The sequence below is a fragment of the Pseudomonas sp. P8_229 genome, from assembly GCF_034008635.1.
Classification (GTDB): domain Bacteria; phylum Pseudomonadota; class Gammaproteobacteria; order Pseudomonadales; family Pseudomonadaceae; genus Aquipseudomonas.
In genome coordinates this window covers 4,012,473-4,038,712 of record NZ_CP125378.1, presented here as the reverse complement: position 1 = coordinate 4,038,712, position 26,240 = coordinate 4,012,473, and the positions used below count along the sequence as shown (strand labels likewise).

Genomic DNA, 26,240 nt, shown 5'->3' with positions numbered 1-26,240 from the left:
TTTTTATGCCTGCGATCTTAGAACGAAGCGTTCTGCAGACCGTCCAGGTAACGCTCGGTGTCCAGTGCCGCCATGCAGCCGGCGCCGGCCGAGGTGATCGCCTGGCGGTAAACGTGGTCAGCCACGTCACCGGCGGCGAAGATGCCTTCGACGCTGGTGGCTGTGGCGTTGCCGTCACGGCCGCCCTGCACCACCAGGTAACCGTCTTTCAGGGTCAACTGGCCTTCGAACAGCGAGGTGTTCGGAGTGTGGCCGATGGCGATGAACACGCCGTCGACCTTGATTTCGTCGAAGCTGCCGTCGTTGTTCTTCAGGCGTGCACCGGTCACACCCATGTTGTCGCCCAAAACTTCGTCAAGGTTGGCGTTCAACTTGAGGATGATCTTGCCTTCGGCCACACGGGCGTTGAGCTTATCGATCAGGATCTTCTCGGCGCGGAAGGTTTCGCGGCGGTGGATCAGGGTCACGGTGCTGGCGATGTTGGCCAGGTACAGCGCTTCCTCAACAGCGGTGTTGCCGCCGCCCACCACAGCCACTGGCTTGTTGCGATAGAAGAAACCGTCGCAGGTCGCGCAAGCGGAAACGCCTTTGCCCATGAACGCTTCTTCCGACGGCAGCCCCAGGTAGCGAGCGCTGGCACCGGTGGCGATGATCAGCGCGTCGCAGGTGTAGGTCGCGCTGTCGCCGGTCAGGGTGTATGGCTTGGCAGCGAAATCCACAGCGTTGATGTGATCGAAAACGATCTCGGTTTCAAAACGCTCGGCGTGCTCGCGCATCCGCTCCATCAGTGCCGGGCCGGTCAGGCCGTGCACGTCGCCTGGCCAGTTGTCGACTTCGGTGGTGGTGGTCAGTTGACCGCCAGCCTGCATGCCGGTGATCAGCAGTGGCTTGAGGTTGGCACGGGCGGCGTAGACCGCAGCGCTGTAACCGGCAGGGCCGGAACCGAGAATAATCACTCGCGAATGACGGACTTCAGACATGACCTGCTCCTGTTGACCGGGCCGAAAGACTGGCGCGGAACGCCGGACTGCCGGCGGGAATAAAAAAGGACTGTGGATAACCTTGGGGAAGGCATGAGCTCGACAGTCCTGTAAAAAGTTGGGTGCAGCGTATCGAGGGGGGCAAGATTAAGGAAATACGGTTTAACAATCCAGCTCATAGGTGGTCTCTATGCGCAGACACTGACGAGATGGACGTCTTTGTTACAGTGAATGTCGATCGCTCTGCCGCGCTTTCGCACGTGGTGCAAAGTCGGTAAGGTCGGCGCGTTTTCCCTTGCTCGGAGCACCTTATGCCCGCCCCTGTCCTGTCCGGCCCGCAATACCTGCGCGAAGGCCTCAAACTGGTCCTCAGCCCCGGCCTGCGCCTGTTCGTGTTGCTGCCTCTGGCGATCAACCTGGTGCTGTTCGTCGGATTGATCTATCTGGCCGGCCATCAGTTCAGCCTGTGGGTCGACAGCCTGATGCCGTCGCTGCCCGACTGGCTGAGCTTCCTCAGCTACATCCTCTGGCCCCTGTTCGTGGTGCTGGTGGCGCTGATGGTGTTTTTCACCTTCACCATGCTGGCCAACGTGATCGCCGCGCCGTTCAACGGCTTTCTCGCGGAAAAGGTCGAAGTGGTGGTGCGCGGCACCGACGATTTCCCGGCGTTCAGCTGGGGCGAGCTGATCGCGATGATCCCGCGCACCCTCGCCCGGGAGATGCGCAAGCTCGGCTACTTCCTGCCCCGGGCCACCGGCCTGTTCATCCTCTCGTTCATCCCGGTGGTGAACATCGTCGCCGCGCCGCTGTGGCTGCTGTTCGGCGTGTGGATGATGGCGATCCAGTACATCGACTACCCCGCGGATAACCACAAACTGGGCTGGAACGAGATGCTCGCCTGGCTGCGCCAGAAACGCTGGCAGAGCATGAGCTTTGGCGGCATCGTCTATCTGGTGCTGCTGATCCCGGTGGTCAACATCCTGATGATGCCAGCCGCTGTAGCGGGGGCGACGCTGTTCTGGGTGCGTGAACGCGGTGCGGAGAACCTTGTCACCCAGCGCTGAACCGGTCACGGACAGCCCGGTCACAAATCCATCATCCGAACGTCACAGGCACGACATGGCCTCAGCCGACACTGAGGTCATGACGACAGCTCTACATATCACCCTGATCAGCGAAACCTTCCCACCGGAAATCAACGGGGTGGCCAATACCCTTGGCCGCTTATGCGATGGATTGCGCGCGCGCGGGCATCAGGTGGAACTGGTACGGCCGCGTCAGGCCGGCGATCCGCAGCGCACCGAGGATGATGCGCTGTTGCTGTGCCGGGGCTGGCCGCTCCCCGGGTATCCGGGGCTGCAATGGGGCCAGTCGTCGATGCACAAGCTGTTGCGACGCTGGAAGCGTCATCGTCCGGACGTGCTGTACATCGCCACCGAAGGCCCACTCGGCTTGTCGGCCTTGCGTGCGGCACGGCGCCTGGGGATCTCGGTGGTCAGCGGCTTTCACACCAACTTCCAGCAGTACACCAACCAGTACGGGCTGGGCCTGCTGACGCGCTTGCTCACGCACTATCTGCGCTGGTTCCACAACCGCTCGGCGATGACCCTGGTACCGAGTGTCAGTCAACGTCTGGAACTGGAGCGCCGGCATTTCGACCGCCTCGCCTTGCTCTCCCGAGGCGTGGACAGCCAGTTATTTCACCCGGCCAAGCGGCTGAACGGATTGCGTGAGCAATGGGGCCTGAGCGAGCAGGACATTGCGGTGATTCACGTAGGACGTCTGGCCCCGGAGAAGAACCTGGGCCTGCTCAAGCGCTGCTTCGAAAAACTCCGCAGCACTTATCCACAGCGCAACCTGAAGCTGATTGTGGTCGGCGACGGACCGCAACGGCTTGCGCTGGAAAAGGACCTGCCGCAAGCGATTTTCTGCGGTTCACAGCGCGGCGAAGCGTTGGCGGCGCACTATGCCTCGGGGGATATTTTTCTGTTTCCGAGCATGACCGAAACCTTCGGCAATGTGGTGCTTGAGGCATTGGCTTCAGGTCTGGGTGTAGTGGCTTACGATCAGGCCGCAGCAGCGCAGCACATTCGCCATGGCTACAACGGCGTGTTGGCGATGCCCGGTGATGAAGAGGCGTTCTGCGATGCGGCGGCGTGGCTGCTGGAAGAGGATGAAACGTTGCGTTGCGTGCGCTTGAATGCGCGCCAGCATGCCAGTCGCCAGGGCTGGGCGGCGATCATCGAGCAGTTTGAAAAGCATTTGCGCGGGGCATGTGTCGGGGAGCAGGTTGTGCCGAATGCGCAGACATTGCCCTGAATCTTGCTGACTTTGAAACAGCTATCGCGAGCAGGCTCACTCCTACAACTGGAATGCATTCCCCTGCAGGAGTGAACCTGCTCGCGATAGCGTCAGTCAGTGCAACGCTTAAACCAGCGTCATCAACGCCTCACGGCTGAACGGCAGGATGTCCTGCTCACGCCCGTCACGCACTTTCAGCGCCCAGTCCGGGTCCACCAGCAGCGCACGGCCTACTGCCACCAGATCGAACTCGTCGTTGTTCAGTCGCTCCAGCAGTTTCTCCAGACTGGCCGGTTGTGCGACCTTGTCGGTGTTGACCATGAATTGCAGAAACTCGCCGTCCAGGCCGACGCTGCCGACGGTGATGGTCGGCTTGCCGGTCAGCTTGCGCGTCCAGCCGGCCAGGTTCAGCTCGGAACCGTCGAACTCAGGCTCCCAGAAGCGCCGCGTCGAACAGTGGAAAATATCCACACCGGCCTCGGCCAGTGGCTTGAGGAATTCACCCAACGCCTCCGGGGTTTGCACCAGACGCGCGGTGTAATCCTGCTGCTTCCACTGCGAGAAACGGAAGATGATCGGGAAGCCTTCACCGACCGCCGCGCGCACCGCTTGAATCAATTCGATGGCAAAACGCGAACGGTTGGCCAGGCTGCCGCCGTACTCGTCGGTGCGCTGGTTGCTGCCTTCCCAGAAGAACTGGTCGATCAGATAACCGTGGGCGCCATGGATTTCCACGCCATCCATGCCGATGCTTTGCGCATCCTTGGCCGCCTGGGCGAATGCAGCGATGACGTCCTGGATGTCCTGCCTGGTCATGCCGTGCACCACGACCTGACCGTCCTTGAGCTTTTCCGACGGACCGTAACCCGGCACGCTGGCGTCCGGCTCGGTGCCGATGCGGCGCACGCTGCCGACATGCCACAGTTGTGGAACAATCTTGCCGCCTTCGGCATGCACCGCGTCGACGACTTTTTTCCAGCCGGCTAACGGCGCTTCGCCAAAGAACTGCGGCACGTTCGGATAGCCGTTGGAGGCGACGTGGCCGACGGTGGTGCCTTCGGTGATGATCAGGCCGACGCCGGCGGCTGCGCGACGACGGTAGTACTCGATGACTTTTGAGTTCGGTACGCCACCCGGGGAAAACGAGCGGGTCATCGGCGCCATGACCACACGGGTCGGCAGTTCGAGGGCACCGAGATGGAACGGTTTGAACAAGGCTTGAACGGACATCGGGAAGCTCCACGAAAACGTTATCGACAGGCATGAACCTATATGACGGCGATAATATGCAGGACTGCACCCGGGCGATAGCACTATTGATCAGAATGATTAAGGCTCAAAAGGCAGGCGAAAAAAATCGCAGCCCGAGGGCTGCGATTCTGGTGTTTCAGCTCAGCGCTTTTTCAATCGCATGAACGATGGTCGGATCATCCGGTGCCGTGCGCGGCGAGAACCGCGCCAACACCCGGCCGTCCTTGCCGAGCAGGAACTTCTCGAAATTCCAGGTGATGTCACCGGGAAACTCCGCGCCCTCGCCCGCCAGCAGACGATAGAGCTGATGGCGCTCGTGACCGTTGACTTCGAGCTTGCTCGACAACGGAAATGTCACACCGTAGTTGAGGCTGCAGAACGCTTGAATTTCCTGTTCGGAGCCTGGTTCCTGACCGGCAAACTGGTTGCACGGCAGGCCCAACACACTGAAACCTTTGCCTTTGAACTGCTGATAGAGGTTTTCCAGCGCCGCGTACTGTGGGGTCAAGCCGCATTTGGAGGCGACGTTGACCACCAGCACGACTTGGCCCTTGAAAGGCGCCAGCGGTAGCTCCTGACCATCCAGGGCTGTCAACTTAAGGTCGTGAAAAGCACTCATGACGTACTCCAGGATTCCCGTGTTCTACTCGAAACAGCCACTTGGCGAGACCACCAAGGACAGCCGCGGACTAAAAAGGCGCCCGCAGGCGCCTCTCCAGTACTCGAAGCTTAGCGCAGAAAATCAGTGGTGATGGCCACCTTCGCCATGGACGTGACCATGAGCGATTTCTTCCTGGCTGGCATCACGGATATCAACGACCTTCACTTTGAAGTTCAGGCGCTGACCGGCCAGTGGGTGGTTGCCGTCGACGGTAACGTCGTCGCCGTCCAGATCACGAATGGTCACGATCTGCATCTGGCCGTCCGGCGCCGAAGCGTGGAACTGCATGCCGACTTCCAGCTCGTCAACGCCTTCGAACATGCTGCGGCTCAGGGTGCTGACCAGTTCGGCAGCGTATTCGCCGTAAGCGTCTTCCGGTTCAACGGAGACTTCCAGTTCATCACCAACAGCTTTGCCTTCCAGGGCTTTTTCCAGGCCCGGGATGATGTTGCCTGCGCCTTGCAGGTAGACCAGCGGAGCGCCGCCGGCGGAGCTGTCGATGACCTCACCAGCGTCGTTGGTCAGGGTATAGTCGATGGAGACAGCCTTATTGGCGGCGATCAGCATGGGGCGAGACCTTTTGCATAAGAATATAGAAAGGCCAAGTTTAGCGAAGCAATCGCGCGAAAGCGAACACAACCCGGACAAACGGGATTCGACGATCGAAGGCTTCCATCAGGACGAGGACGGACACTGGGTGGCCGAGCTTTCCTGTGGCCACACCCAGCACCTGCGCCACCAGCCGCCATGGCAATCGCGCGCCTGGGTCCTTGACCCGGCGCAACGTATTGAAAAAATAGGCCAACCCTTTGCCTGCGGTTGGTGCGCACAAGGCTCGGTTAGCGATAACCTTGGCGACTGAATTTCGGTAGATGGCCAGCCATAGGGCCCTCACCATTGCCATGCACCCTTAGAGAATCCGCATGCAAACTTTTTTTATCGCACCCACCGATTTTGGCGTGGGTCTGACCTCCATCAGCCTCGGGCTGGTGCGTACCCTGGAGCGAGCCGGACTGAAAGTCGGCTTCTTCAAACCGATTGCCCAGCCACATCCGGGCGACACCGGCCCTGAACGCTCCACCGAACTGGTGGCACGCACTCACGGCCTGAAACCGCCACAGCCGCTGGGCCTGGCGCATGTCGAGCGGATGCTCGGCGACGGCCAGCTCGATGAATTGCTCGAAGAAATCATCGCTCTTTATCAGGAAGCCGCCATCGGCAAAGACGTGCTGGTGGTCGAAGGCATGGTGCCGACCCGCAGCGCCAGTTATGCCGCGCGGGTCAATCTGCACTTGGCCAAGAGCCTGGATGCCGAGGTGATTCTGGTCTCGGCGCCGGAAAACGAAGTGCTCGCCGAGCTTTCTGGCCGCGTGGAATTGCAGGCGCAATTGTTCGGTGGCCCGAAAGATCCGAAAGTCCTCGGCGTGATCCTCAACAAGGTCAAGACCGACGAGAGCATGGACGCCTTCGCCGCGCGCCTGAAAGAACATTCACCATTGTTGCGCAGCGGTGATTTCCGCCTGCTCGGCTGCATTCCGTTCCAGCCGGAACTCAACGCACCGCGCACCCGTGACGTCGCCGACCTGATGGGCGCGCAGGTGCTCAACGCCGGTGACTATGAAACCCGGCGCATGACCAAAATCATTATCTGCGCGCGGACCATGCGCAACACCGTGGAGCTGCTCAAGCCCGGCGTGCTGGTGGTGACCCCGGGCGACCGCGACGACATCATCCTCGCGGTCAGCCTTGCGGCGCTCAACGGCGTACCGCTCGCCGGTCTGTTGCTGACCAGCGACACCCTGCCCGATCCGCGCATCATGGACTTGTGCCGTGGCGCGTTGCAGGCCGGTTTGCCAGTGTTGTCGGTGAGCACCGGCTCCTACGACACCGCCAACCTGCTTAACGGCCTGAACAAGGAAATACCCATCGATGACCGCGAGCGCGCGGAGATCATTACCGATTTTGTCGCCAGCCATCTCGACGCCAAGTGGCTGCACCAGCGCTGCGGCACACCGCGAGAAATGCGCCTGTCGCCCGCCGTCTTCCGCTATCAACTGATCCAACGCGCGCAGTCGGCGAACAAGCGTATCGTCCTGCCCGAAGGCAGCGAGCCGCTTACCGTACAAGCGGCAGCGATCTGCCAGGAACGCGGGATCGCCCGTTGCGTGTTGCTGGCCAAACCCGAGGACGTCGAGGCCGTGGCCCGCGCTCAGGGCATCGAATTGCCGCCGGGGCTGGAGATTCTCGATCCGGACCTGATCCGCGAACGCTATATCGAACCGATGGTGGCCCTGCGCAAGAGCAAAAGCCTCAACGCGCCGATGGCCGAGCAGCAACTGGAAGACACCGTGGTGATCGGCACCATGATGCTCGCCCTCGACGAGGTCGACGGGCTGGTCTCCGGTGTGATCAACACCACTGCCAACACCATCCGCCCGGCCTTGCAACTGATCAAGACCGCGCCGGGCTGCACGCTGGTGTCGTCGGTGTTCTTCATGCTGTTCCCCGAAGAAGTGCTGGTCTACGGTGACTGCGTGATGAACCCACACCCAAGTGCCACGGAACTGGCCGAGATCGCCCTGCAAAGCGCCGACTCGGCAGCGGCCTTCGGCATCACCCCGCGCGTGGCGATGATCAGCTATTCCAGTGGCGAATCCGCCACTGGCGAAGAAGTCGAGAAAGTCCGCGAAGCCACCCTGCTCGCCCACGAGCAACAGCATTCGCTGCTGATCGACGGCCCGCTGCAATACGATGCCGCTGCCAACTCAGAAGTCGCCCGGCAACTGGCGCCGAACAGCCAGGTAGCCGGTCGTGCCACGGTATTCGTGTTCCCCGACCTGAACACCGGCAACACCACCCACAAAGCCGTGCAACGCAGCGCCGACTGCGTCAGCCTCGGTCCGATGCTGCAAGGCCTGCGCAAACCGGTGAACGATTTGCCGCGCGGCGCGCAGGTCGACGACATCGTCTACACCATCGCCCTGACGGCGATTCAAGCCGCCAACCGACCTATGGATGTGTAAATGCTGGACTTTCTCCCTGCACCCGTGCGCGGCGTGATCGCCTCGCTGTTGTTGGCGCTCAATACGATTCTGCTGTGCTCGTTCCTGTTCTGTGTGGCGCTGATCAAAGTGCTGCCGTTCGACCTCGCCCGACGCGCCTCACTGTGGCTGATGCGCCACACTCACGAGGCATGGATCAGCAACAACAAGGGCTGGATGAACCTGGTGCGCCGCACGCGCTGGCACATCAGCGGCCTGCAAGGCCTGGACTACCAACACTCGTACCTGATCACCAGCAATCACCAGAGCTGGGTCGACATTCTGGTGCTGCAATACGTGCTCAACCGACGGATTCAGCCGCTGAAATTCTTCCTCAAGCAGGAGCTGATCTGGGTTCCGGTGATCGGTCTGGCATGGTGGGCGCTGGGTTTTCCGTTCATGAAGCGCTACTCCAAGGCCTATCTGGAAAAGCACCCGGAGAAGAAAGGCAAAGACCTGGAAACCACCCGCAAGACCTGCGCGAAGTTTCGCGACAACCCGGTGGGGATTTTCAACTTCGTCGAGGGCACGCGCTTTACTGAAGGCAAGCATGCACAGCAGCAATCGCCATTCAAATACCTGCTCAAGCCCAAGGCCGGTGGGATTGCCTTTGTACTGGACGCGATGGGCGAACAACTGGAGTCGATCGTCAACGTGACCATCCACTATCCAGGCGGGCGTCCGGGCTTCTGGGACCTGTTGTGCGGCAATGTGCGCGACGTGGTGGTGCACTTTGAAGAACTGAACATTCCGCAGCAATTCATCGGCAAGAACTACGATCAGGACGGCGAATACCGCCTGCAGTTTCAGGGCTGGATCAATCAGCTGTGGCAGGACAAGGATGCGCACCTGGAACAGATGCACCGCGAATACCCGGAGCGCCGCTGACTCGGGATGATCTGTGCTGAACACCATTGTGTATTCAATAGAGCCCCCATGTGGGAGCGGGCTTGCTCGCGAAAACGGTGGATCAGCCGGCAACGATGCTGAATGACACACCGCCTTCGCGGGCAAGCCCGCTCCCACAGTTTTGACCGAGTTGGCCCGAAACAAAAAGCCCGCCGATGATTGCTCATCGGCGGGCTTTTTGTTTTCAGCTAACGCTTAGATCGCGCCACGCTTGCGCAGCAGATCCAGCACTTGCTTGACGCTTTCTTCCAGCGACAGCGACTGGGTGTCGATCACCAGATCGGCGTTCAGCGGCACGTCATACGGGAAGGATTCGCCCGGAATGTTATCGCCACCGGCAGCATACAGCCCTTGCGGATCACGCTCGGCACACACGGCCGGCGAGGCCTGTACATAGACGGTCAGCAGACGCTCCTTGCCGATCAGGTCCTTGGCCTGTTCACGACCTTCAGCGCTTGGCGCGACGAACGCCGCCAGGGTCAGCAGACCGGCTTCGTTGAACTGACGCGCCACGTGCGCGGCACGACGCCAATTCTCGGTGCGACCGGCACGATCCTGTGGCAGACCTTTGTTGAGGTCGTGACGCAGGTTCTGCCCATCGAGCACGAACACCGCACGGCCCATGTCGAACAGCTTGCGCTCGACGGCGTAGGCCAGCGTGCTCTTGCCCGCGCCCGACAGGCCGCTGAACAGCACGGTCGCCGGTTGCTGGCCAAAGCGCTGGGCACGTTCTTCAGTGGCAACGTGCGCCAGTTTGCCGTGATGCGTGGCGGTGCCATGCGTCACTGGCTGCGCGACGATCATGCCGGCGCCGACAGTGCCGTTGGTCAAACGGTCGATGATGATGAACGCGCCAGTGGTGCGGTTGCTCTCGTAACCGTCGAGGGCAATCGGCGCGTCGAGCGCGATCTTCACCTTGCCGATTTCGTTGAGCTGCAGTGCGCTCGCCGGGCCTTCTTCAAGGGTGTTCACGTCGACCTTGTTGACGATGCTGACGATCGAGCCCGGCACGTAACTGGTGGCGCGTTTGATGTCGTATTTCTTGCCCGGCAGCATCGGCTCTTCAGCCATCCACACCAGCATCGCTTCGAAGCTGTCGGTGACCGGCGGCACGTTGTCGGCATGCACCAGCAGGTCGCCACGGGAGATGTCGATTTCGTCTTCCATGGTCAGCGTCACCGCTTGACCAGGACCTGCATGCTCCAGCTCACCTTCAAAAGTGACGATGGATTTTACCCGGCTGCTCTTGCCCGACGGCAGAACGACCACTTCATCGCCCTTCTTGACGATGCCGCTGGCGAGGGTGCCGGCGAAACCACGGAAGTTCAGGTTCGGACGGTTGACGTACTGCACCGGGAAACGCAGATCGGTGAAGTTGCGATCCCCCGCCACTTCTACGGTCTCGAGGATTTCCATCAGCGACTGGCCTTTGTACCAAGGCGAGCGCTCGGACTTGTTCACCACGTTGTCGCCCTTGAGGGCGGACATCGGCACGAAGTGCATGCTGGTCGGCTTCATCTTCAAGCCTTCGGCGAACTTCAGGTAGTCGGCCTTGATCGACTCGAACACGCCTTCGTCGAAGTCCTTCAAGTCCATCTTGTTGATGGCGACGACGATGTGCTTGATCCCCAACAAGGACGCGATGAAGCTGTGGCGGCGGGTCTGGGTCTGCACGCCGTAACGGGCGTCGACCAGGATGATCGCCAGGTCACAGGTGGACGCACCGGTGGCCATGTTGCGGGTGTACTGCTCATGGCCCGGGGTGTCGGCGATGATGAATTTGCGCTTGGCGGTGGAGAAATAGCGGTAGGCGACATCGATGGTGATGCCCTGCTCACGCTCGGCCTGCAGGCCGTCGACCAACAACGCCAGGTCGATGTCGTCACCGGTGGTGCCGACTTTCTTCGAATCACGGGTGATGGCTTCCAGATGGTCTTCGTAGATCATCTTCGAGTCGTGCAGCAGGCGCCCGATCAGGGTGCTCTTGCCGTCATCGACGTTACCGCAGGTCAAAAAGCGCAGCAGCTCTTTACGTTCGTGCTGGCCCAGATAGGCGAGGATGTCCTCGCTGATCAAATCAGATTGGTGCGACATGACAACCCCTTAGAAATAACCCTGACGTTTCTTGTCTTCCATCGAGCCTGCGCCATCGTGGTCGATGACCCGGCCCTGGCGCTCGGAAGTTCGCGTCAGGAGCATTTCCTGAATGATGTCCGTCAGCGTCTCGGCTTCGGACTCCACCGCGCCCGTCAACGGGTAGCAGCCAAGGGTACGGAAACGCACTTTCTTTTTGACGATGCGCGCTTTGTCTTCGTCAGACAGATGCTCGAGGATGCGCTCGTCGTCAATCATGATCAGCGTGCCGTTTTTCTCGATCACTTCACGCTCGGCGGCGAAGTACAGCGGCACAATCGGGATGCCTTCGAGGTAGATGTACTGCCAGATATCCAGTTCGGTCCAGTTCGACAACGGGAACACACGAATGGATTCGCCCTTGTTGACCTTGCCGTTGTAGACGTTCCACAGCTCCGGACGCTGGTTCTTCGGGTCCCAGCGGTGCTTGCTGTCGCGGAACGAGTACACGCGTTCTTTCGCGCGGGATTTCTCTTCATCGCGACGGGCGCCGCCGAAAGCTGCGTCGAAACCATGCTTGTCGAGTGCCTGTTTCAGGCCTTCGGTTTTCATGATGTCGGTGTGCTTGGCGCTGCCGTGGGTGAACGGGTTGATGTTCTGTGCCACGCCATCGGGGTTGATGTGGGTGATCAGGTCCAGGCCCAGTTCCTCGACCATCTTGTCGCGGAACTTGTACATCTCCTGGAATTTCCAGCGGGTGTCGACGTGCATCACCGGAAACGGCAGTTTGCCCGGGAAGAACGCCTTGCGTGCCAGGTGCAGCATCACGGCGGAGTCTTTACCGATGGAGTACAGCATCACCGGGTTGTCGAACTCGGCGGCCACCTCGCGGATGATGTGGATGCTTTCCGCCTCCAGCTGTTTCAGATGCGTCAGTTTGTCGACCATGGCTACTCACGAAAGCTTTCTTATGAACGGCCAGCGGGCCGTGTTCGAGCGGGGAATCCTAGCACAGCGCCCTGCTTCTAATCAGGGCGCCAGCTAGAACGAAAGGGCATATGAATATGCCCACCAGTTCGGCCGTGAAGCGCCTTTCCTTTGGGAGCGGGATTGCTCGCGAAAGCGCAGGATCAGTCGAAATCATTGTTGAATGACACACCGCTTTCGGGAGCAAGCCCCCTCCCACATTAGTCAGATCGGATTCGGGCAATCGATGAAGATGTGTTCGAGGGCGAAACGCTTTGCCAGATAGTCGCCCAGCGCCTGCACACCATAGCGCTCGGTGGCGTGGTGGCCGGCGGCGATGAAGCTGATATCGTTTTCCCGGGCGCTGTGGAAAGTCTGCTCGGAGGCCTCACCGCTGAGGAACAGATCGACACCCGCCGCCACACCCTGATCGATATAACCTTGACCGCCACCGGTGCACCAGCCGACCCGACGAATCATCGCGCTGCCTTCGACCAGCAGCGGCTCGCGGCCCATGACGTCTTTCACCTTGCGGGCGAAATCACCCGCGGTCATTGGCTCACTCAACGAACCAACCAGCCCGACAATCTTGAGGTTGTCCGGATCCAGCGGCCCTTCGACGGTAATGTCCAACTGACGCGCCAACTGCACGTTGTTGCCGACCTCCGGATGCAGGTCCAGCGGCAAGTGATAGGCGAGCAGACTGATGTCGTGCTTGAGCAACGTCTTCAAGCGGCGCTGCTTCATGCCGGTGATGCACGGGTTCTCGCCCTTCCAGAAATAGCCGTGATGCACCAGCACCAGATCGGCTTCGGCTTCCACCGCAGCATCGAGCAAGGCCTGACTGGCGGTGACGCCACTGACGATGCGCATCACTTGCGGACGGCCTTCGACCTGCAGCCCATTGGGGCAGTAATCGGCGATTCTGGCACTGCCAAGGTAACGGTCGGCTTCTTCGACGAGGGTGCTGAGGGCGACGGCCATGAAAGACTCCTAAATATCCCGTTCAGAGGCGCGCGCGGCCTCGTATAATGCGCGACATTATGGGCGGTCTGACCCCGCCTGCAACTTTTCCAGGACGTGCTTAATGCTCAAGGCGCTGCGTTTTTTCGGCTGGCCGCTGTTGGCCGGTGTGCTTATCGCTCTGTTGATTATTCAGCGTTACCCGCAGTGGGTCGGGCTTCCAAGCCTCGACGTCAATCTGCAACAGGCTCCGCAAACCACCAGCGTGCAACAGGGGCCAGTGTCCTATGCCGATGCGGTCACCATCGCCGCGCCATCGGTGGTCAACCTCTACACCACCAAGGTCATCAATAAACCGGCGCACCCGCTGTTTGAAGACCCGCAGTTCCGCCGCTTCTTCGGTGACAACTCGCCGAAGCAGAAACGCATGGAATCGAGCCTCGGTTCCGGCGTGATCATGAGCCCGGAAGGCTACATCCTGACCAACAACCACGTGACGACCGGCGCCGATCAGATCGTTGTCGCCCTCAAGGACGGTCGCGAAACCCTCGCCCGGGTGATCGGCAGTGACCCGGAAACTGACCTCGCGGTCCTGAAGATCGACCTCAAAAGCCTCCCTGCGATCACCGTCGGCCGCTCCGACAACATTCGCATCGGCGACGTCGCACTGGCCATCGGCAACCCGTTCGGCGTCGGCCAGACCGTGACCATGGGCATCATCAGCGCCACCGGGCGTAACCAGTTAGGCCTGAACAACTACGAAGATTTCATCCAGACCGACGCGGCGATCAACCCGGGCAACTCCGGCGGCGCGCTGGTCGATGCCAACGGCAACCTCACCGGCATCAACACCGCGATTTTCTCCAAGTCCGGCGGCTCGCAGGGCATCGGTTTCGCGATCCCGGTGAAACTGGCGATGGAAGTGATGAAGTCGATCATCGAGCACGGTCAGGTGATTCGTGGCTGGCTCGGCATTGAAGTACAACCGCTGACCCAGGAACTGGCCGAATCGTTTGGCTTGTCCGGGCGTCCGGGGATTGTCGTGGCGGGGATCTTCCGCGATGGTCCGGCGCAGAAGGCCGGGCTGCAGTTGGGTGACGTGATTCTGAGTATCGACGGTGAACCGGCGGGCGATGGTCGGCGTTCGATGAACCAGGTGGCGCGGATCAAACCGACCGACAAGGTGACCATTCAGGTGATGCGCAACGGTAAAGAACTGAAGCTGACCGCTGAAATTGGTCTGCGTCCGCCTCCGGCGCCGGTGAAAGAAGAAGAGTAAGCCGCCAGTAAAAACCAATGTGGGAGCGAGCCTGCTCGCGAAGGGGGCTAAACATTCAGCATTGATGTTGAATGAAAAACCGCTTTCGCGAGCAGGCTCGCTCCCACAGGTTCAGTGCTGCTTAGAGGTCGCCGAGGCCGTCGATCAGCGCCTGATTCTGCTCCGGCGTACCAATCGAAATCCGCAGGAACTGCGCAATCCGCTCTTGCTTGAAGTGCCGCACAATCACGCCTTGCTCGCGCAGCTTGGCCGCCAGGCCCGCTGCGTCATGTTGCGGATGCCGGGCGAAAATGAAGTTCGCCGCCGACGGTAGCACTTCAAAGCCTTTCGCCTGCAACTGCGCGATCACCCATTCACGACTCTCGATGACCAGACGGCAGGTCTTGTCGAAGTACTCACGATCTTCGAACGCCGCTGCAGCCCCGACAATCGCCAGACGATCCAGCGGATAAGAGTTGAAGCTGTTCTTGATTCGCTCCAGCGCCTCGATCAAGTCCGGATGCCCTACCGCCAGACCAACGCGCAAACCAGCCAGCGAACGCGACTTGGACAGGGTCTGCGTTACCAGCAGGTTCGGGTAACGGTCCACCAGGCTGATCGCCGTTTCGCCGCCAAAGTCGATGTACGCCTCATCCACCACAACCACTGAATCAGGGCTGGCCTTGAGGATTTGTTCAACCGCGTCCAGCGCCAGCAGGCAACCGGTCGGGGCGTTCGGGTTAGGGAAAATGATCCCGCCGTTCGGCTTGGCATAGTCGGTCGGGTCGATCTGGAACTGTGCGTCCAGCGGCACCGCGTCGAACTTGATGCCGTACAGACCGCAGTAAACCGGATAGAAGCTGTAGCTGATGTCCGGGAACAGCAGCGGCTGATCGTGTTGCAGCAAACCGTGGAAAATGTGCGCGAGCACTTCATCCGAACCGTTACCGAGGAACACCTGATTGCTCTGCACGCCGTAATACTCGGCGACCGCAGTTTTCAGCAGATCGCTGTTCGGGTCCGGGTACAGGCGCAGGTTGTCATTCAGTTCGACCTGCATCGCCGCTAGAGCTTTTGGCGATGGGCCGTATGGGTTTTCGTTAGTGTTGAGCTTGACCAGTCTGGTCAGTTTCGGCTGTTCGCCCGGCACGTACGGCACCAGATCCTTGACGAACGGGCTCCAGAATTTACTCATGTTCACTCCCCCTGCCCTTGAAGAAAGTCTTCGTCTTTGATGCGGTATTCGGCGCTGCGTGCGTGCGCGCTCAGGGATTCGCCACGGGCCAGCACCGAAGCGGTCTTGCCCAGCTCGGAAGCACCGGCTTCGGAGCAGAAGATGATCGACGAACGTTTCTGGAAGTCGTACACACCCAACGGCGAGGAGAAGCGCGCGGTGCCGGAAGTCGGCAACACGTGGTTCGGGCCCGCGCAGTAATCGCCCAGCGCTTCCGAGGTGTGACGGCCCATGAAGATCGCGCCGGCGTGACGGATCTGCGGCAACCAGGCCTGTGGGTCAGCGACCGACAACTCCAAGTGTTCCGGGGCGATGCGGTTGGCGACTTCGATGGCTTGCGCCATGTCCTTAACGTGAATCAGTGCACCACGGCCATTGATCGAGGTTTCGATGATGGTCGCGCGGTCCATGGTCGGCAGCAGTTTGTCGATGCTCGCGGCCACCTTGTCGAGAAACTCGGCGTCAGGGCTGACCAGAATCGCCTGGGCATCTTCGTCGTGTTCAGCCTGGGAGAACAGGTCCATGGCGATCCAGTCCGGATCGGTCTGGCCGTCGCACACCACGAGGATTTCCGAAGGGCCGGCGATCATGTCGATGCCGACCTGACCGAACACGTGACGCTTGGCAGTGGCGACATAGATGTTGCCCGGGCCAACCACCTTATCGACTTTCGGCACACTTTCGGTGCCGTAGGCCAACGCAGCGACGGCTTGTGCACCACCGATGGTGAACACGCGGTCAACGCCGGCGATACATGCAGCCGCCAGCACCAGTTCGTTGATCTCACCGCGCGGGGTCGGCACAACCATGACCACTTCGGTCACACCGGCGACCTTGGCCGGAATCGCATTCATCAACACCGACGACGGGTACGACGCTTTGCCGCCCGGCACGTACAGACCGGCACGATCCAGTGGCGTGACCTTCTGGCCGAGCACCGTGCCGTCAGCCTCGGTGTAGCTCCAGGAGTCCTGTTTCTGTTTTTCGTGGTAGCTGCGCACACGAGCGGCGGCTTTTTCCAACGCCTCGCGCTGCGGCACGGTGATCCGAGTCAGGGCCAGTTCCAGGCGCTCGCGCGGCAGGATCAGGTCAGCCATCGAGGCAACTTCGAGGCCGTCGAACTTCTGGGTGAACTCGACCAGCGCCGCGTCACCGCGCTCGCGCACAGCCTTGATGATGTCCAGCACCCGCTGATTGACCGAGTCGTCAGACACACTTTCCCAGCTCAGCAGATGATCCAGATGATGCGCGAAATCCGGGTCAGCAGCGTTGAGTCGGCGAATTGCAGTCGGTGCGGTCATAGCGAGAGCCTCATAGGAATGGCGAAAAACTCAGGCGCCCGAAACTATCATTCGATCCGCTTGGGCACCTGAGAATTCTGGCTATGAGGCGGATAGACGGCGCGACCTGGGGTCGCGCAGGTAAATCAGCCGCGGTGTCGCGATTCCACTGCGTTGCGCAGGGTATCGATCAACGCCTGGATTCGGGCGTGTTGCATCTTCATCGAAGCCTTGTTGACCACCAGGCGCGAGCTGATCGTGGCGATCAGTTCCTGAGGTTCCAGACCGTTGGCGCGCAGGGTGTTGCCGGTGTCGACCACGTCGATGATCTTGTCTGCCAGACCGATCAGCGGCGCCAGTTCCATCGAGCCGTAGAGCTTGATGATGTCGACCTGACGACCCTGCTCGGCGTAGTAACGCTTGGCCACGTTGACGAATTTGGTCGCCACACGCAGACGGCCCTTGGGCTCCGGCGCACCGATCTTGCCGGCGGTCATCAGCTTGCACTGGGCAATCTGCAGATCCAGTGGCTCATACAGGCCCTGACCGGTGTATTCCATCAACACGTCTTTACCGGCGACACCGAGGTCAGCCGCGCCATGCTCGACATAGGTCGGCACGTCGGTGGCACGCACGATCAACAGACGTACGTCATCCTGAGTGGTGGGGATGATCAGCTTGCGGCTCTTGTCCGGATTCTCGGTCGGCACGATGCCCGCTTCGGCGAGAAGCGGCAGGGTGTCGTCAAGGATGCGGCCCTTGGACAGTGCGATGGTCAACATGGGAAACGTCAGTCCTTATCAAGGTACTCATGTCCGGTCGCAATCGACGCCGGACACACATCGAGCCGGGACCGGCTCGACTCGAAACGAATTCAGTGGACACTTCCCTGTGTCCGCATGCAGCGATTAACCCGGAACGCGACGGATCTTGGCGCCCAGCATCTGCAGTTTTTCTTCGATGCACTCGTAACCACGGTCGATGTGGTAGATGCGGTCGATCAGCGTGTCACCTTCAGCAACCAGTGCCGAGATCACCAGACTGGCCGAAGCACGCAGGTCGGTCGCCATCACTGGCGCGCCCTTGAGGACTTCAGTACCGGTGACGATGGCAGTGTTGCCTTCGACCTGGATCTTGGCGCCCATGCGGTGCAGCTCGTACACGTGCATGAAACGGTTTTCGAAGATCGTCTCGATCACCGCACCGGTGCCTTCGGCAATGGCGTTGAGCGAGATGAACTGGGCCTGCATGTCGGTCGGGAACGCCGGGTACGGCGCAGTGCGCACGTTGACCGCTTTCGGGCGTTTGCCGTGCATGTTCAGCTCGATCCAGTCTTCACCGCTGGTGACTTCAGCGCCAGCTTCGCGGAGTTTTTCCAGAACGGCTTCGAGGATGGTCGGATCAGTGTCCTTGACCTTCACCCGGCCACCGGTGACTGCAGCGGCCACCAGGTAGGTGCCGGTTTCGATACGGTCAGGCATGACCTTATAGAAGCACGAACCCAGGCGCTCGACGCCATCAATGGTGATGGTATCGGTGCCGGCGCCGGAAACCTTGGCGCCCATGGCGTTGAGAAAGTTCGCCAGGTCAACCACTTCAGGCTCGCGCGCAGCGTTCTGCAGCACGCTGCGGCCTTTGGCCAGAGCAGCAGCCATCATGATGTTCTCGGTACCGGTCACACTGACGGTATCGAAGAAGAAACTCGCGCCGCGCAGGCCGCCTTCAGGCGCCTTGGCCTTGATGTAGCCGCCCTCGACGTCGATGACCGCGCCCATGGCTTCGAGGCCACGGATGTGCAGGTCGACCGGACGCGAACCGATGGCGCAACCGCCAGGCAGTGCGACTTCGGCTTCACCGAAACGGGCAACCATCGGGCCCAGTACCAGGATCGAGGCACGCATGGTTTTCACCAGTTCGTACGGTGCGATCAGGGTCTTGATAGTGCGTGGGTCGATTTCGACGCTGAGCTTCTCGTCGATCACAGGCTCGATGCCCATGCGACCGAACAGCTCGATCATGGTGGTGATGTCGTGCAGGTGCGGCAGGTTGCCAACGGTCACCGGGCCATCGCACAGCAGAGTGGCGGCCAGAATCGGCAGGGCGGAGTTCTTCGCCCCGGAGATACGGATTTCGCCATCAAGACGAACGCCACCGGTAATAATCAATTTATCCATAAGAATCTCGACGCCCTAGGGCTCAGGTGCGCTCGGCCCAGGCCGCGCGGCTGAAAAATTTCATAGTGACCGCGTGGATGCTGCCATCAGCAATCCAAGGGTTCAAATGGGCATAGATGCTCTGCTGACGCTTGACCGGGCTTAACGCCGCCAGTTCATCGCTAATCACGTTCAGTTGGAAATTGCAGCCTTCGCCTTCAACTTCTACCTGAATTCCTGGCAGCTTCCCTTCAAGGAAGCTCTTCACTTCTACGGCCTGCATGCTCAACCTCAATCGGCGCCCTGTGCGCACGGGTCGGACATCATACAAAAAAGCCCCGCGCCTGCGAACCCCGCATTGGCAGGACTCTGACGGGGGGCTTCTTTATCGATGCGGGTTCAGGGGTGCGCCAGCAACTCGGTCAGCTCACTGACCTGAGCGATTTCGCGCATGTCTTCCGGCATCGCGCGAATGCTCACGGCCTTGCCGGCCGCCTGGGCATCGCGCATGAAGCACAGCAGCAACGACAAGCCAACGCTGCTGGACTTCTTCACAGCCGAACAATCGATCACAAGCGTAGCAGCCTTGCTGGACTTGATCAGCGCCTGGCCTTCCTTGCGCAGGTCGGGACCTGTGCGGTAGTCCAGCACTCCGCTGAGCAATAGCTCGTCGACATCACTCATACGAACTGCCGCCTCATTCATTGCGCTGGCTTCGCGGCAGCTTTGTCGGTTTCTTCCTTGGCCTTGGCGACTTCACCAGCCCAACCGTTGATGGTCTTGTCCAGATCGTTGCCATTGCGCTGCATCGCATCCGCGAACTGATCACGGAACAGCTTGCCGATGTTGATGCCGTTGATGATCACGTTGCGCAGCTTCCACTCGCCGTTGATCTTCTCCAGCGTGTACTGCACAGGGTAGATCGCGCCGTTGCTGCCCTTGACGGTCATGCCGACGCTGGTGCGATCGCCCGACTCATCCTTGGCAGGATCAACCGTGATGCCCTGGTTGTTGTACTCGAGCAAGGCGTTGCCATAGAACTGGAACAGGCCTTTCTTGAAGTTTTCCTGGAAGGTCTGCATCTGCGCAGGGGTGGCCTTGCGCGAATACTTGACCGTCATGATGCTTTTGGAAATGCCTTCGGCATCGACCACCGGACCGACAATAGTGTTCAGCGCGGCATAGAAGTCAGCCGGATCCTGCTTGTACTTCGCTTTATTGGCCGACAGATCGGCCAGCATCCGGTTCGTGGTGTCCTGAACCAGTTCGTGCGCCGACTGCCCAGGCGCAGCGTTGGCCAGCAGTGGCAGTGTCGCGAGCAACACCAACAGGCCACGTCGCAAGGTAGAGATCATTCAAAAGCTCCTCATTTGGCGTCTTTGCTAACGGTATTGAGCAGGAATTTACCGATCAGGTCTTCCAGTACCAGAGACGACTGCGTGTCGTGGATGGTTCCACCATCCTTCAGGCGGGTATCTTCCCCGCCCACGCTGATACCGATGTACTTCTCGCCCAACAGGCCAGCGGTCAGGATAGACGCTGTGGAGTCGGTCGGCAGGTTGTCGACCTTTTTATCCACTTGCAGGGTTACCCGACCGGTGAAGCTGTCGCGATCCAGATCGATTGCCGTGACCTTGCCGATCGTCACACCGGCCATGGTCACTTTGGCTCTGACCGTCAAACCGGCGATATTGTCGAAGTAGGCGTAAAGTTTATACGTGTCAGTGGTCGAAGTCGGAGACAGGCCACTGACCCGCAGAGCAAGCAGCAACAAGGCCAGGATCCCTGCCAGCAGGAACAGGCCGACACCGATTTCCAGGGTGCGGTTTTGCATCAGAAATCTCCAAACATCAAAGCGGTCAGAATAAAGTCCAGGCCCAGTACTGCCAGCGAGGCGAATACCACGGTCTTGGTGGTGGCGCGACTGATGCCCTCGGAAGTGGGCTCACAGTCATAGCCTTGGAATACGGCGATCCAGGTCACGACGAAGGCGAAAACGATACTTTTGATGACGCCGTTGAGCACATCGCTAGTGAAGTTCACGCTGTTTTGCATGTTCGCCCAGTAGGAGCCTTCATACACTCCGAGCCAGTCGACAGCCACCCACGAACCGCCCCAGATACCCACCACGCTGAAAATCATCGCCAGCACCGGCAGGGAAATGAAACCGGCCCACAGACGCGGGGCAATAATGTACTTGAGCGGATCGACACCGATCATTTCCAGGCTGGAAAGCTGTTCGGTGGACTTCATGTTGCCGATTTCAGCCGTCAGCGCCGAACCTGCACGCCCGGCAAACAGCAATGCCGTCACCACCGGACCCAGTTCACGCAGCAACGTCAGGGCCACCATCTGCCCCACCGCCTGCTCCGAACCGTAGCTCGACAGAATACTGAAGCCCTGCAGCGCCAGCACCATGCCGATGAATATCCCGGACACGACGATGATCACCAGCGACATGACACCGACCGAATGCAGCTGTTTGACCAGCAGGCCGAAACCGCCGCTGATGCCGCCGCGACCAAGCAGGGCATGAAACAGGAACAAAGTCGCGCGGCCAAACACCGCGACGGCGTCGATCGCCGTCTCGCCAAACCGGCGCACGCGTTCTATCAATGAAATTCTGCGCATCAGCGCTTCCCCAGAAGATCTGCGCGGTAATCCGTCGCTGGAAAATGGTACGGCACCGGGCCATCGGGGTTGCCGGTCATGAACTGGCGGATACGCGGCTCATCCGAATTCATCAACTCGTCCGGCGTGCCCTGCCCCAGTACCTGACCATCACCCACTACATAGATGTAGTCAGCGATGCTCGCGGTTTCGGCCAGATCGTGGGAGACCACGATACTGGTGATACCCAGCGCATCATTGAGCAGACGGATCAGGCGGACCAGCACGCCCATGGCGATTGGATCCTGACCGACGAACGGCTCGTCGTACATGAGAATCTGCGGATCGAGTGCAATCGCACGGGCCAAAGCGACCCGACGCTTCATGCCCCCCGAGAGCTCGTCGGGCATCAGCTCGATCGCACCGCGCAGCCCGACCGCCTGCAATTTGAGCAGGACGATGTCGCGGATCATCTCATCCGGCAATTGGGTATGAACACGCAGGGGGAAAGCGACGTTCTCGAAAACATCGAGATCGGTGAACAGCGCGCCACTCTGAAACAGCACGCCCATGTGCTTTCGCGCATCGAACAGATCACTGCGCGACAGCGTCGGCAGGTTCTGACCGTTGACCCAGACTTCCCCGCTGGAAGGACGCAATTGCGCGCCCATCAAACGCAGCAGCGTGGTCTTGCCGCACCCGGAAGGTCCCATGATGCCGGTGACCTTGCCGCGCGGGATGCGAATATCGACGTTATTGAAAATGCTGCGCGCACCGCGCTTGAAGGAGACTCCCTTCAGCTCGACCGCGTAGGCGTTATCGGCACTCATCTAAACTCCTTGCGATGCAGCCTCTCACTCGGACGCCTGGCTTTCCTTGGAAAGCACATACCTCCCCCGGGCAGGCCGAACTGGCGGCGAACTATATCACTGCAAACGCCAAGCGCCCAAGGCCCATGCCCGTCCACGTTCAGCGATATGACAGGCCTGATGGCACTTTTTCAGGGTTTTGGTTACGAGGAATGACAAAGCACGACGAACTTGCGTGAGGCTTTTCAACATAACCGCTATAATCGCCGCCTTTTCATCGGGCTATACGATTTCTGACATGAGCCAATCCAGCGACCTGATTCAATCGGCACAACGCACCATCCGCCTCGAAGTGGAAGCCGTACAAGGCTTGTTGCCCCATATCGACGCCGATTTCGTACGCGCTTGCGAGATGATTCTGGCCAGTAAGGGCCGTGTGGTCGTGGTGGGCATGGGCAAGTCCGGGCACATTGGCAACAAGATTGCCGCGACTCTGGCCAGCACCGGCACCCCGGCGTTTTTCGTCCACCCGGCTGAAGCCAGCCATGGTGACATGGGCATGATCACCCGCGACGACGTGATCCTGGCCCTGTCCAACTCCGGCTCGACCAACGAAATCGTCACCCTGCTGCCACTGATCAAACGCCTGGGCATCCAGCTGATCAGCCTGACTGGCAACCCGCAGTCGCCGCTGGCCAAGGCCGCCGAAGTCAACCTCAACGTGCATGTCGAGCACGAAGCCTGCCCACTGAATCTGGCGCCGACTTCCTCGACAACCGCTGCGCTGGTCATGGGCGACGCCCTGGCCGTGGCGCTGCTGGAAGCCCGTGGCTTCACCGCTGAAGATTTCGCATTTTCCCACCCGGGCGGCGCACTGGGCCGACGCCTGCTGCTGAAAGTGGAAAACGTCATGCACGCCGGCCAGGAGTTGCCGCAAGTACAGCGCGGCACCCTGCTCAAGGACGCACTCATGGAAATGACCCGCAAGGGCCTGGGCATGACCGCGATCCTTGAAGCCGACGGCAAACTGGCCGGGATCTTCACCGACGGAGATTTGCGTCGCACGCTGGATCGCAGCATCGACATCCGTAGCGCCACCATCGACCAGGTCATGACCGCACACGGCAAGACTGCACGGCCGGAGATGCTCGCTGCCGAAGCGCTGAAAATCATGGAAGACCACCGAATCAACGCACTGGTTGTCGTGGACGAAGAAGATCGCCCGATCGGCGCCTTCAACCTCTCCGATCTGCTGCGTGCAGGAGTGATGTAATGACGACCGATCTGCTGCAGCGCGGCAAAGCGATCAAACTGGCAGTGTTCGACGTTGACGGTGTGCTCACCGACGGGCGCCTGTACTTCCTTGAAGACGGCAGCGAATTCAAGACGTTCAACACCCTCGACGGCCAAGGCATCAAAATGCTGATGAACGCCGGCGTCGAAACCGCCATCATCAGCGGCCGCAAGACTCCAGTGGTCGAGCGCCGGGCGAAGAACCTCGGCATCCCGCACCTGTTTCAGGGCCGCGAAGACAAATTGGTGGTTCTGGACGGTCTTCTGCAGCAACTGGGCCTAAGCTATGAACAGGTCGCCTACCTCGGTGACGACCTGCCTGACCTGCCGGTGATCCGCCGCGTAGGTCTGGGCATGGCCGTCGCCAATGCCGCCGACTTCGTGCGCGAGCACGCCCATGGCGTCACTCGGGCCCGAGGTGGCGAAGGTGCCGCCCGCGAATTCTGCGAATTGATCCTGCGCGCCCAGGGCCGCCTCGATGCGGCCAACGCCGCGTACCTGTGAGCCAAGCCATGTTTAGCAAAAAATTTCGCAACTTCCTGCTGTTCGGCTGCATCGCTGCAATGTTTGCAGCGGTCGGCTACTGGAACATCAGCCCGGAACGCTTCCTCGACAAACCCCCGGTCAAGGTTGAAGACACGGCCATCGACTGGTACGCGACCAATACGCATACCCTGCAATATCTGCCGGACGGCAAGCTGCAGTACGAGATGACGTCCGACAAGGCCGAGCACCTGAAAGCGACGGACGTGACCCTGGTCACCAAACCTGATCTGAACATGTTCCGCGGCACCGAGTTTCCGTGGCACGTGACCAGCGAGCGCGGCGAAGTGAACCCTGACGGAACTCAGGTAGAACTGATCGACTCGGTACGTATCAAGCGCACCGATGAAAAAAACCGCGACACCCTGATCACCAGCACACGCATGACGGTGTTCCCTCAGCAGCAATATGCGCAGACCGAGCAACCCGTTAGAATCGACGGCGCTGGCGGTGTATCGACTGGCGTGGGAATGAAGGCGTATTTGAAGGAAAGCAGGATACACCTGCAATCGAACGTAAGAGGACAGTATGAGGCTCGTTAAAACCCTCCCTATTTTGCTCAGTCTGGGCGCAGCACTGGGAAGCGTGAGCGCCTGGGCTCTGCCGAACGATCAGCAGCAACCTATCCGCATCCAGGCCGACGACGCCCAACTGGACGACAAGAACGGCATCGCCACCTATAAAGGTGATGTGATCATCACCCAGGGTTCGATGATCGTTAAAGGCAACACGGTCACCATCACCCGCACCCCGACCGGCGACATCGACGTGGTGACCTCGGTGGGCAACCTTGCCTACTTCGAGCAACTGCAGACCCAGGGTGACACCAAGCCTGTACAGGGCTGGGGCGTGACGATCCAGTACCACGCCGCGCAAAACCGTGTCGTGCTGATCGACAAGGCCAAGGTTGTCGACAAGGACAACAACACCACCCTGGGCGAGAAAATTGTCTACGACACAGTGAGAAAACTGGCCAGCGCCGGCCGCGCTACCGGCAATAAAGTCACCGAGACGCGCCCGCGCATCGACATGGTGATCCAGCCGAAGAAGAAAACCGACGAGAAGGCCCAGTAATGGCAACTCTGAAAGCCCAGCACCTGGCCAAGGCCTATAAAAGCCGCCAGGTTGTGCGTGACGTCAGCCTGTCGATCGACAGCGGCCAGATCGTCGGCCTGCTCGGCCCGAACGGTGCCGGCAAGACCACGTGCTTCTACATGATCGTCGGCCTGGTGCAGGCCGATCAGGGCCGCGTGCTGATCGATGATCTGGACGTCAGCCATCAGCCAATGCACGGTCGCGCCAAGGCCGGTATCGGCTATCTGCCGCAAGAAGCGTCGATCTTCCGCAAGCTGTCGGTGGCCGACAACATCATGGCCATCCTCGAGACCCGTCAAGAACTCGACAAGGCCGGTCGTCGCAAGGAGCTGGAAAGCCTGCTGCAGGAATTCCACATCAGCCACATCCGCGACAACCTCGGCATGAGTTTGTCCGGTGGTGAGCGCCGCCGCGTGGAAATCGCCCGCGCCCTGGCCACCGCACCGAAATTCATCCTGCTCGACGAACCGTTCGCCGGTGTCGACCCGATCTCGGTCGGCGATATCAAGCAGATCATCCACCACCTCAAGGCCAAGGGCATCGGCGTACTGATCACCGACCACAACGTGCGTGAGACCCTGGATATCTGCGAAACCGCCTACATCGTCAACGACGGTCAACTGATTGCCGAAGGTGATTCCGCGACTATCCTGGCCAACGATCTGGTCAAGGAAGTGTACCTGGGCCACGAGTTCCGCCTCTAAAGCGCGATTGAGTTCGACCAGCCGGCAGAGTGCTGTAGCGTTGAAGTGAAGTTTTATACGCTTTTATTGTTACAGCGCTCTAGGCAAACACGACGCCTCAAAGATGTTCACCGCGC

At 60.1% G+C, this 26,240-nt stretch carries 28 protein-coding genes; 11 read left to right on the top strand and 17 right to left on the bottom strand.

Going from position 1 to position 26,240, the window contains the following annotated elements; all coding sequences use genetic code 11:
- Nucleotides 1–17: 17 nt before the first annotated feature.
- Nucleotides 18–980 (bottom strand): thioredoxin-disulfide reductase, encoded by a 963-nt coding sequence (gene trxB, locus QMK55_RS18100; protein ID WP_003221727.1) that lies wholly within the window; start codon nt 978–980, stop codon nt 18–20.
- A 311-nt stretch (nt 981–1,291) separates the two neighbouring features.
- On the opposite strand from trxB, the gene cysZ reads away from it, so the two are divergent.
- Nucleotides 1,292–2,044 carry a sulfate transporter CysZ gene (gene cysZ / locus QMK55_RS18095; RefSeq protein ID WP_102356095.1) on the top strand — a complete coding sequence of 251 codons (753 nt, stop codon included), beginning with the start codon at nt 1,292–1,294 and terminating at the stop codon, nt 2,042–2,044.
- Nucleotides 2,045–2,099: 55 nt separating this feature from the next.
- A complete protein-coding gene (locus QMK55_RS18090; protein WP_102356094.1) occupies nt 2,100–3,299 on the top strand; it encodes a glycosyltransferase family 4 protein in 1,200 nt (399 codons plus the stop codon).
- Nucleotides 3,300–3,407: 108 nt separating this feature from the next.
- On the opposite strand, the gene QMK55_RS18085 is transcribed toward QMK55_RS18090, so the two are convergent.
- The 3 genes from QMK55_RS18085 to QMK55_RS18075 all read right to left on the bottom strand — a co-directional run bounded on the left by QMK55_RS18085 (nt 3,408) and on the right by QMK55_RS18075 (nt 5,760).
- A complete protein-coding gene (locus tag QMK55_RS18085) occupies nt 3,408–4,511 on the bottom strand; it encodes an NADH:flavin oxidoreductase (RefSeq protein WP_102356093.1) in 1,104 nt (367 codons plus the stop codon).
- Between the two features lie 157 nt (nt 4,512–4,668).
- Complete coding sequence (locus QMK55_RS18080) at nt 4,669–5,151, bottom strand: glutathione peroxidase (RefSeq protein ID WP_102356092.1); 483 nt, start codon at nt 5,149–5,151, stop codon at nt 4,669–4,671.
- Nucleotides 5,152–5,274: 123 nt separating this feature from the next.
- A complete protein-coding gene (locus QMK55_RS18075) occupies nt 5,275–5,760 on the bottom strand; it encodes an FKBP-type peptidyl-prolyl cis-trans isomerase (RefSeq protein WP_025109439.1) in 486 nt (161 codons plus the stop codon).
- Between QMK55_RS18075 and QMK55_RS18070 the strand changes: the two genes are divergently transcribed.
- The 3 genes from QMK55_RS18070 (at nt 5,729) to QMK55_RS18060 (ending at nt 9,122) form a co-directional block, all read left to right on the top strand.
- Nucleotides 5,729–6,055 carry a DUF3565 domain-containing protein gene (locus tag QMK55_RS18070; protein ID WP_102356130.1) on the top strand — a complete coding sequence of 109 codons (327 nt, stop codon included), beginning with the start codon at nt 5,729–5,731 and terminating at the stop codon, nt 6,053–6,055. The genes QMK55_RS18075 and QMK55_RS18070 overlap by 32 nt on opposite strands.
- Before the next feature lie 61 nt (nt 6,056–6,116).
- Nucleotides 6,117–8,216 carry a phosphate acetyltransferase gene (gene pta, locus QMK55_RS18065; protein ID WP_102356091.1) on the top strand — a complete coding sequence of 700 codons (2,100 nt, stop codon included), beginning with the start codon at nt 6,117–6,119 and terminating at the stop codon, nt 8,214–8,216.
- Nucleotides 8,217–9,122, top strand: coding sequence for an acyltransferase (locus QMK55_RS18060; protein WP_102356090.1), 906 nt, complete (start codon nt 8,217–8,219; stop codon nt 9,120–9,122).
- A 216-nt stretch (nt 9,123–9,338) separates the two neighbouring features.
- Here the strand turns inward: QMK55_RS18060 and cysN are convergent, their stop codons facing one another.
- The 3 genes from cysN to QMK55_RS18045 all read right to left on the bottom strand — a co-directional run bounded on the left by cysN (nt 9,339) and on the right by QMK55_RS18045 (nt 13,166).
- On the bottom strand, nt 9,339–11,237 hold the full coding sequence (gene cysN / locus QMK55_RS18055; protein WP_320329678.1) for a sulfate adenylyltransferase subunit CysN: 1,899 nt from the start codon (nt 11,235–11,237) through the stop codon (nt 9,339–9,341).
- 9 nt (nt 11,238–11,246) lie between these two features.
- Nucleotides 11,247–12,164, bottom strand: coding sequence for a sulfate adenylyltransferase subunit CysD (cysD, locus tag QMK55_RS18050; RefSeq protein ID WP_008085033.1), 918 nt, complete (start codon nt 12,162–12,164; stop codon nt 11,247–11,249).
- A gap of 243 nt (nt 12,165–12,407) precedes the next feature.
- The gene (locus QMK55_RS18045) at nt 12,408–13,166 is read right to left on the bottom strand and encodes a Nif3-like dinuclear metal center hexameric protein (protein WP_102356087.1); all 759 of its coding nucleotides are present in this window, start codon (nt 13,164–13,166) and stop codon (nt 12,408–12,410) included.
- Between the two features lie 103 nt (nt 13,167–13,269).
- On the opposite strand from QMK55_RS18045, the gene algW reads away from it, so the two are divergent.
- Nucleotides 13,270–14,424, top strand: a complete 1,155-nt coding sequence (algW, locus tag QMK55_RS18040) for a Do family serine endopeptidase AlgW (RefSeq protein WP_102356086.1) — start codon at nt 13,270–13,272, stop codon at nt 14,422–14,424.
- A 121-nt stretch (nt 14,425–14,545) separates the two neighbouring features.
- Here the strand turns inward: algW and hisC are convergent, their stop codons facing one another.
- The 10 genes from hisC to QMK55_RS17990 form a co-directional block, all read right to left on the bottom strand.
- Nucleotides 14,546–15,598 carry a histidinol-phosphate transaminase gene (gene hisC, locus QMK55_RS18035; protein WP_102356085.1) on the bottom strand — a complete coding sequence of 351 codons (1,053 nt, stop codon included), beginning with the start codon at nt 15,596–15,598 and terminating at the stop codon, nt 14,546–14,548.
- 2 nt (nt 15,599–15,600) lie between these two features.
- Nucleotides 15,601–16,938 (bottom strand): histidinol dehydrogenase, encoded by a 1,338-nt coding sequence (gene hisD / locus QMK55_RS18030; RefSeq protein ID WP_102356084.1) that lies wholly within the window; start codon nt 16,936–16,938, stop codon nt 15,601–15,603.
- A 125-nt stretch (nt 16,939–17,063) separates the two neighbouring features.
- Nucleotides 17,064–17,699 carry an ATP phosphoribosyltransferase gene (gene hisG, locus QMK55_RS18025; RefSeq protein ID WP_007912384.1) on the bottom strand — a complete coding sequence of 212 codons (636 nt, stop codon included), beginning with the start codon at nt 17,697–17,699 and terminating at the stop codon, nt 17,064–17,066.
- Nucleotides 17,700–17,825: 126 nt separating this feature from the next.
- Entirely contained in the window at nt 17,826–19,091 is a 1,266-nt protein-coding gene (murA, locus tag QMK55_RS18020; RefSeq protein WP_045122295.1) for a UDP-N-acetylglucosamine 1-carboxyvinyltransferase, read from the bottom strand.
- A gap of 22 nt (nt 19,092–19,113) precedes the next feature.
- Nucleotides 19,114–19,353: a BolA family protein gene (locus tag QMK55_RS18015; RefSeq protein WP_102356083.1), complete on the bottom strand. Its 240-nt coding sequence runs from the start codon at nt 19,351–19,353 to the stop codon at nt 19,114–19,116.
- Between the two features lie 116 nt (nt 19,354–19,469).
- Nucleotides 19,470–19,775, bottom strand: coding sequence for a lipid asymmetry maintenance protein MlaB (locus QMK55_RS18010; RefSeq protein ID WP_102356082.1), 306 nt, complete (start codon nt 19,773–19,775; stop codon nt 19,470–19,472).
- On the bottom strand, nt 19,772–20,425 hold the full coding sequence (locus QMK55_RS18005) for a phospholipid-binding protein MlaC (protein WP_102356081.1): 654 nt from the start codon (nt 20,423–20,425) through the stop codon (nt 19,772–19,774). The genes QMK55_RS18010 and QMK55_RS18005 overlap by 4 nt, the downstream gene beginning before the upstream one ends.
- Before the next feature lie 11 nt (nt 20,426–20,436).
- Nucleotides 20,437–20,904 carry an outer membrane lipid asymmetry maintenance protein MlaD gene (mlaD, locus tag QMK55_RS18000; RefSeq protein WP_007967220.1) on the bottom strand — a complete coding sequence of 156 codons (468 nt, stop codon included), beginning with the start codon at nt 20,902–20,904 and terminating at the stop codon, nt 20,437–20,439.
- The gene (mlaE, locus tag QMK55_RS17995; protein WP_025109452.1) at nt 20,904–21,701 is read right to left on the bottom strand and encodes a lipid asymmetry maintenance ABC transporter permease subunit MlaE; all 798 of its coding nucleotides are present in this window, start codon (nt 21,699–21,701) and stop codon (nt 20,904–20,906) included. The genes mlaD and mlaE overlap by 1 nt, the downstream gene beginning before the upstream one ends.
- The gene (locus QMK55_RS17990; protein WP_003221703.1) at nt 21,701–22,510 is read right to left on the bottom strand and encodes an ATP-binding cassette domain-containing protein; all 810 of its coding nucleotides are present in this window, start codon (nt 22,508–22,510) and stop codon (nt 21,701–21,703) included. The genes mlaE and QMK55_RS17990 overlap by 1 nt, the downstream gene beginning before the upstream one ends.
- Before the next feature lie 277 nt (nt 22,511–22,787).
- Here QMK55_RS17990 and QMK55_RS17985 point away from each other — a divergent pair, with 277 nt between their 5' ends.
- The 5 genes from QMK55_RS17985 to lptB are packed head-to-tail and all read left to right on the top strand — an operon-like array spanning nt 22,788 to nt 26,124.
- On the top strand, nt 22,788–23,762 hold the full coding sequence (locus tag QMK55_RS17985; protein WP_320329677.1) for a KpsF/GutQ family sugar-phosphate isomerase: 975 nt from the start codon (nt 22,788–22,790) through the stop codon (nt 23,760–23,762).
- Nucleotides 23,762–24,286 carry a KdsC family phosphatase gene (locus QMK55_RS17980; protein ID WP_025109454.1) on the top strand — a complete coding sequence of 175 codons (525 nt, stop codon included), beginning with the start codon at nt 23,762–23,764 and terminating at the stop codon, nt 24,284–24,286. The genes QMK55_RS17985 and QMK55_RS17980 overlap by 1 nt, the downstream gene beginning before the upstream one ends.
- A gap of 8 nt (nt 24,287–24,294) precedes the next feature.
- Nucleotides 24,295–24,867, top strand: coding sequence for an LPS export ABC transporter periplasmic protein LptC (lptC, locus tag QMK55_RS17975; RefSeq protein ID WP_102356078.1), 573 nt, complete (start codon nt 24,295–24,297; stop codon nt 24,865–24,867).
- Nucleotides 24,854–25,399, top strand: coding sequence for a lipopolysaccharide transport periplasmic protein LptA (gene lptA, locus QMK55_RS17970; RefSeq protein ID WP_102356077.1), 546 nt, complete (start codon nt 24,854–24,856; stop codon nt 25,397–25,399). Before lptC ends, lptA begins: the two co-directional genes overlap by 14 nt.
- Complete coding sequence (gene lptB / locus QMK55_RS17965; protein ID WP_007953572.1) at nt 25,399–26,124, top strand: LPS export ABC transporter ATP-binding protein; 726 nt, start codon at nt 25,399–25,401, stop codon at nt 26,122–26,124. Before lptA ends, lptB begins: the two co-directional genes overlap by 1 nt.
- Nucleotides 26,125–26,240 lie beyond the last annotated feature (116 nt).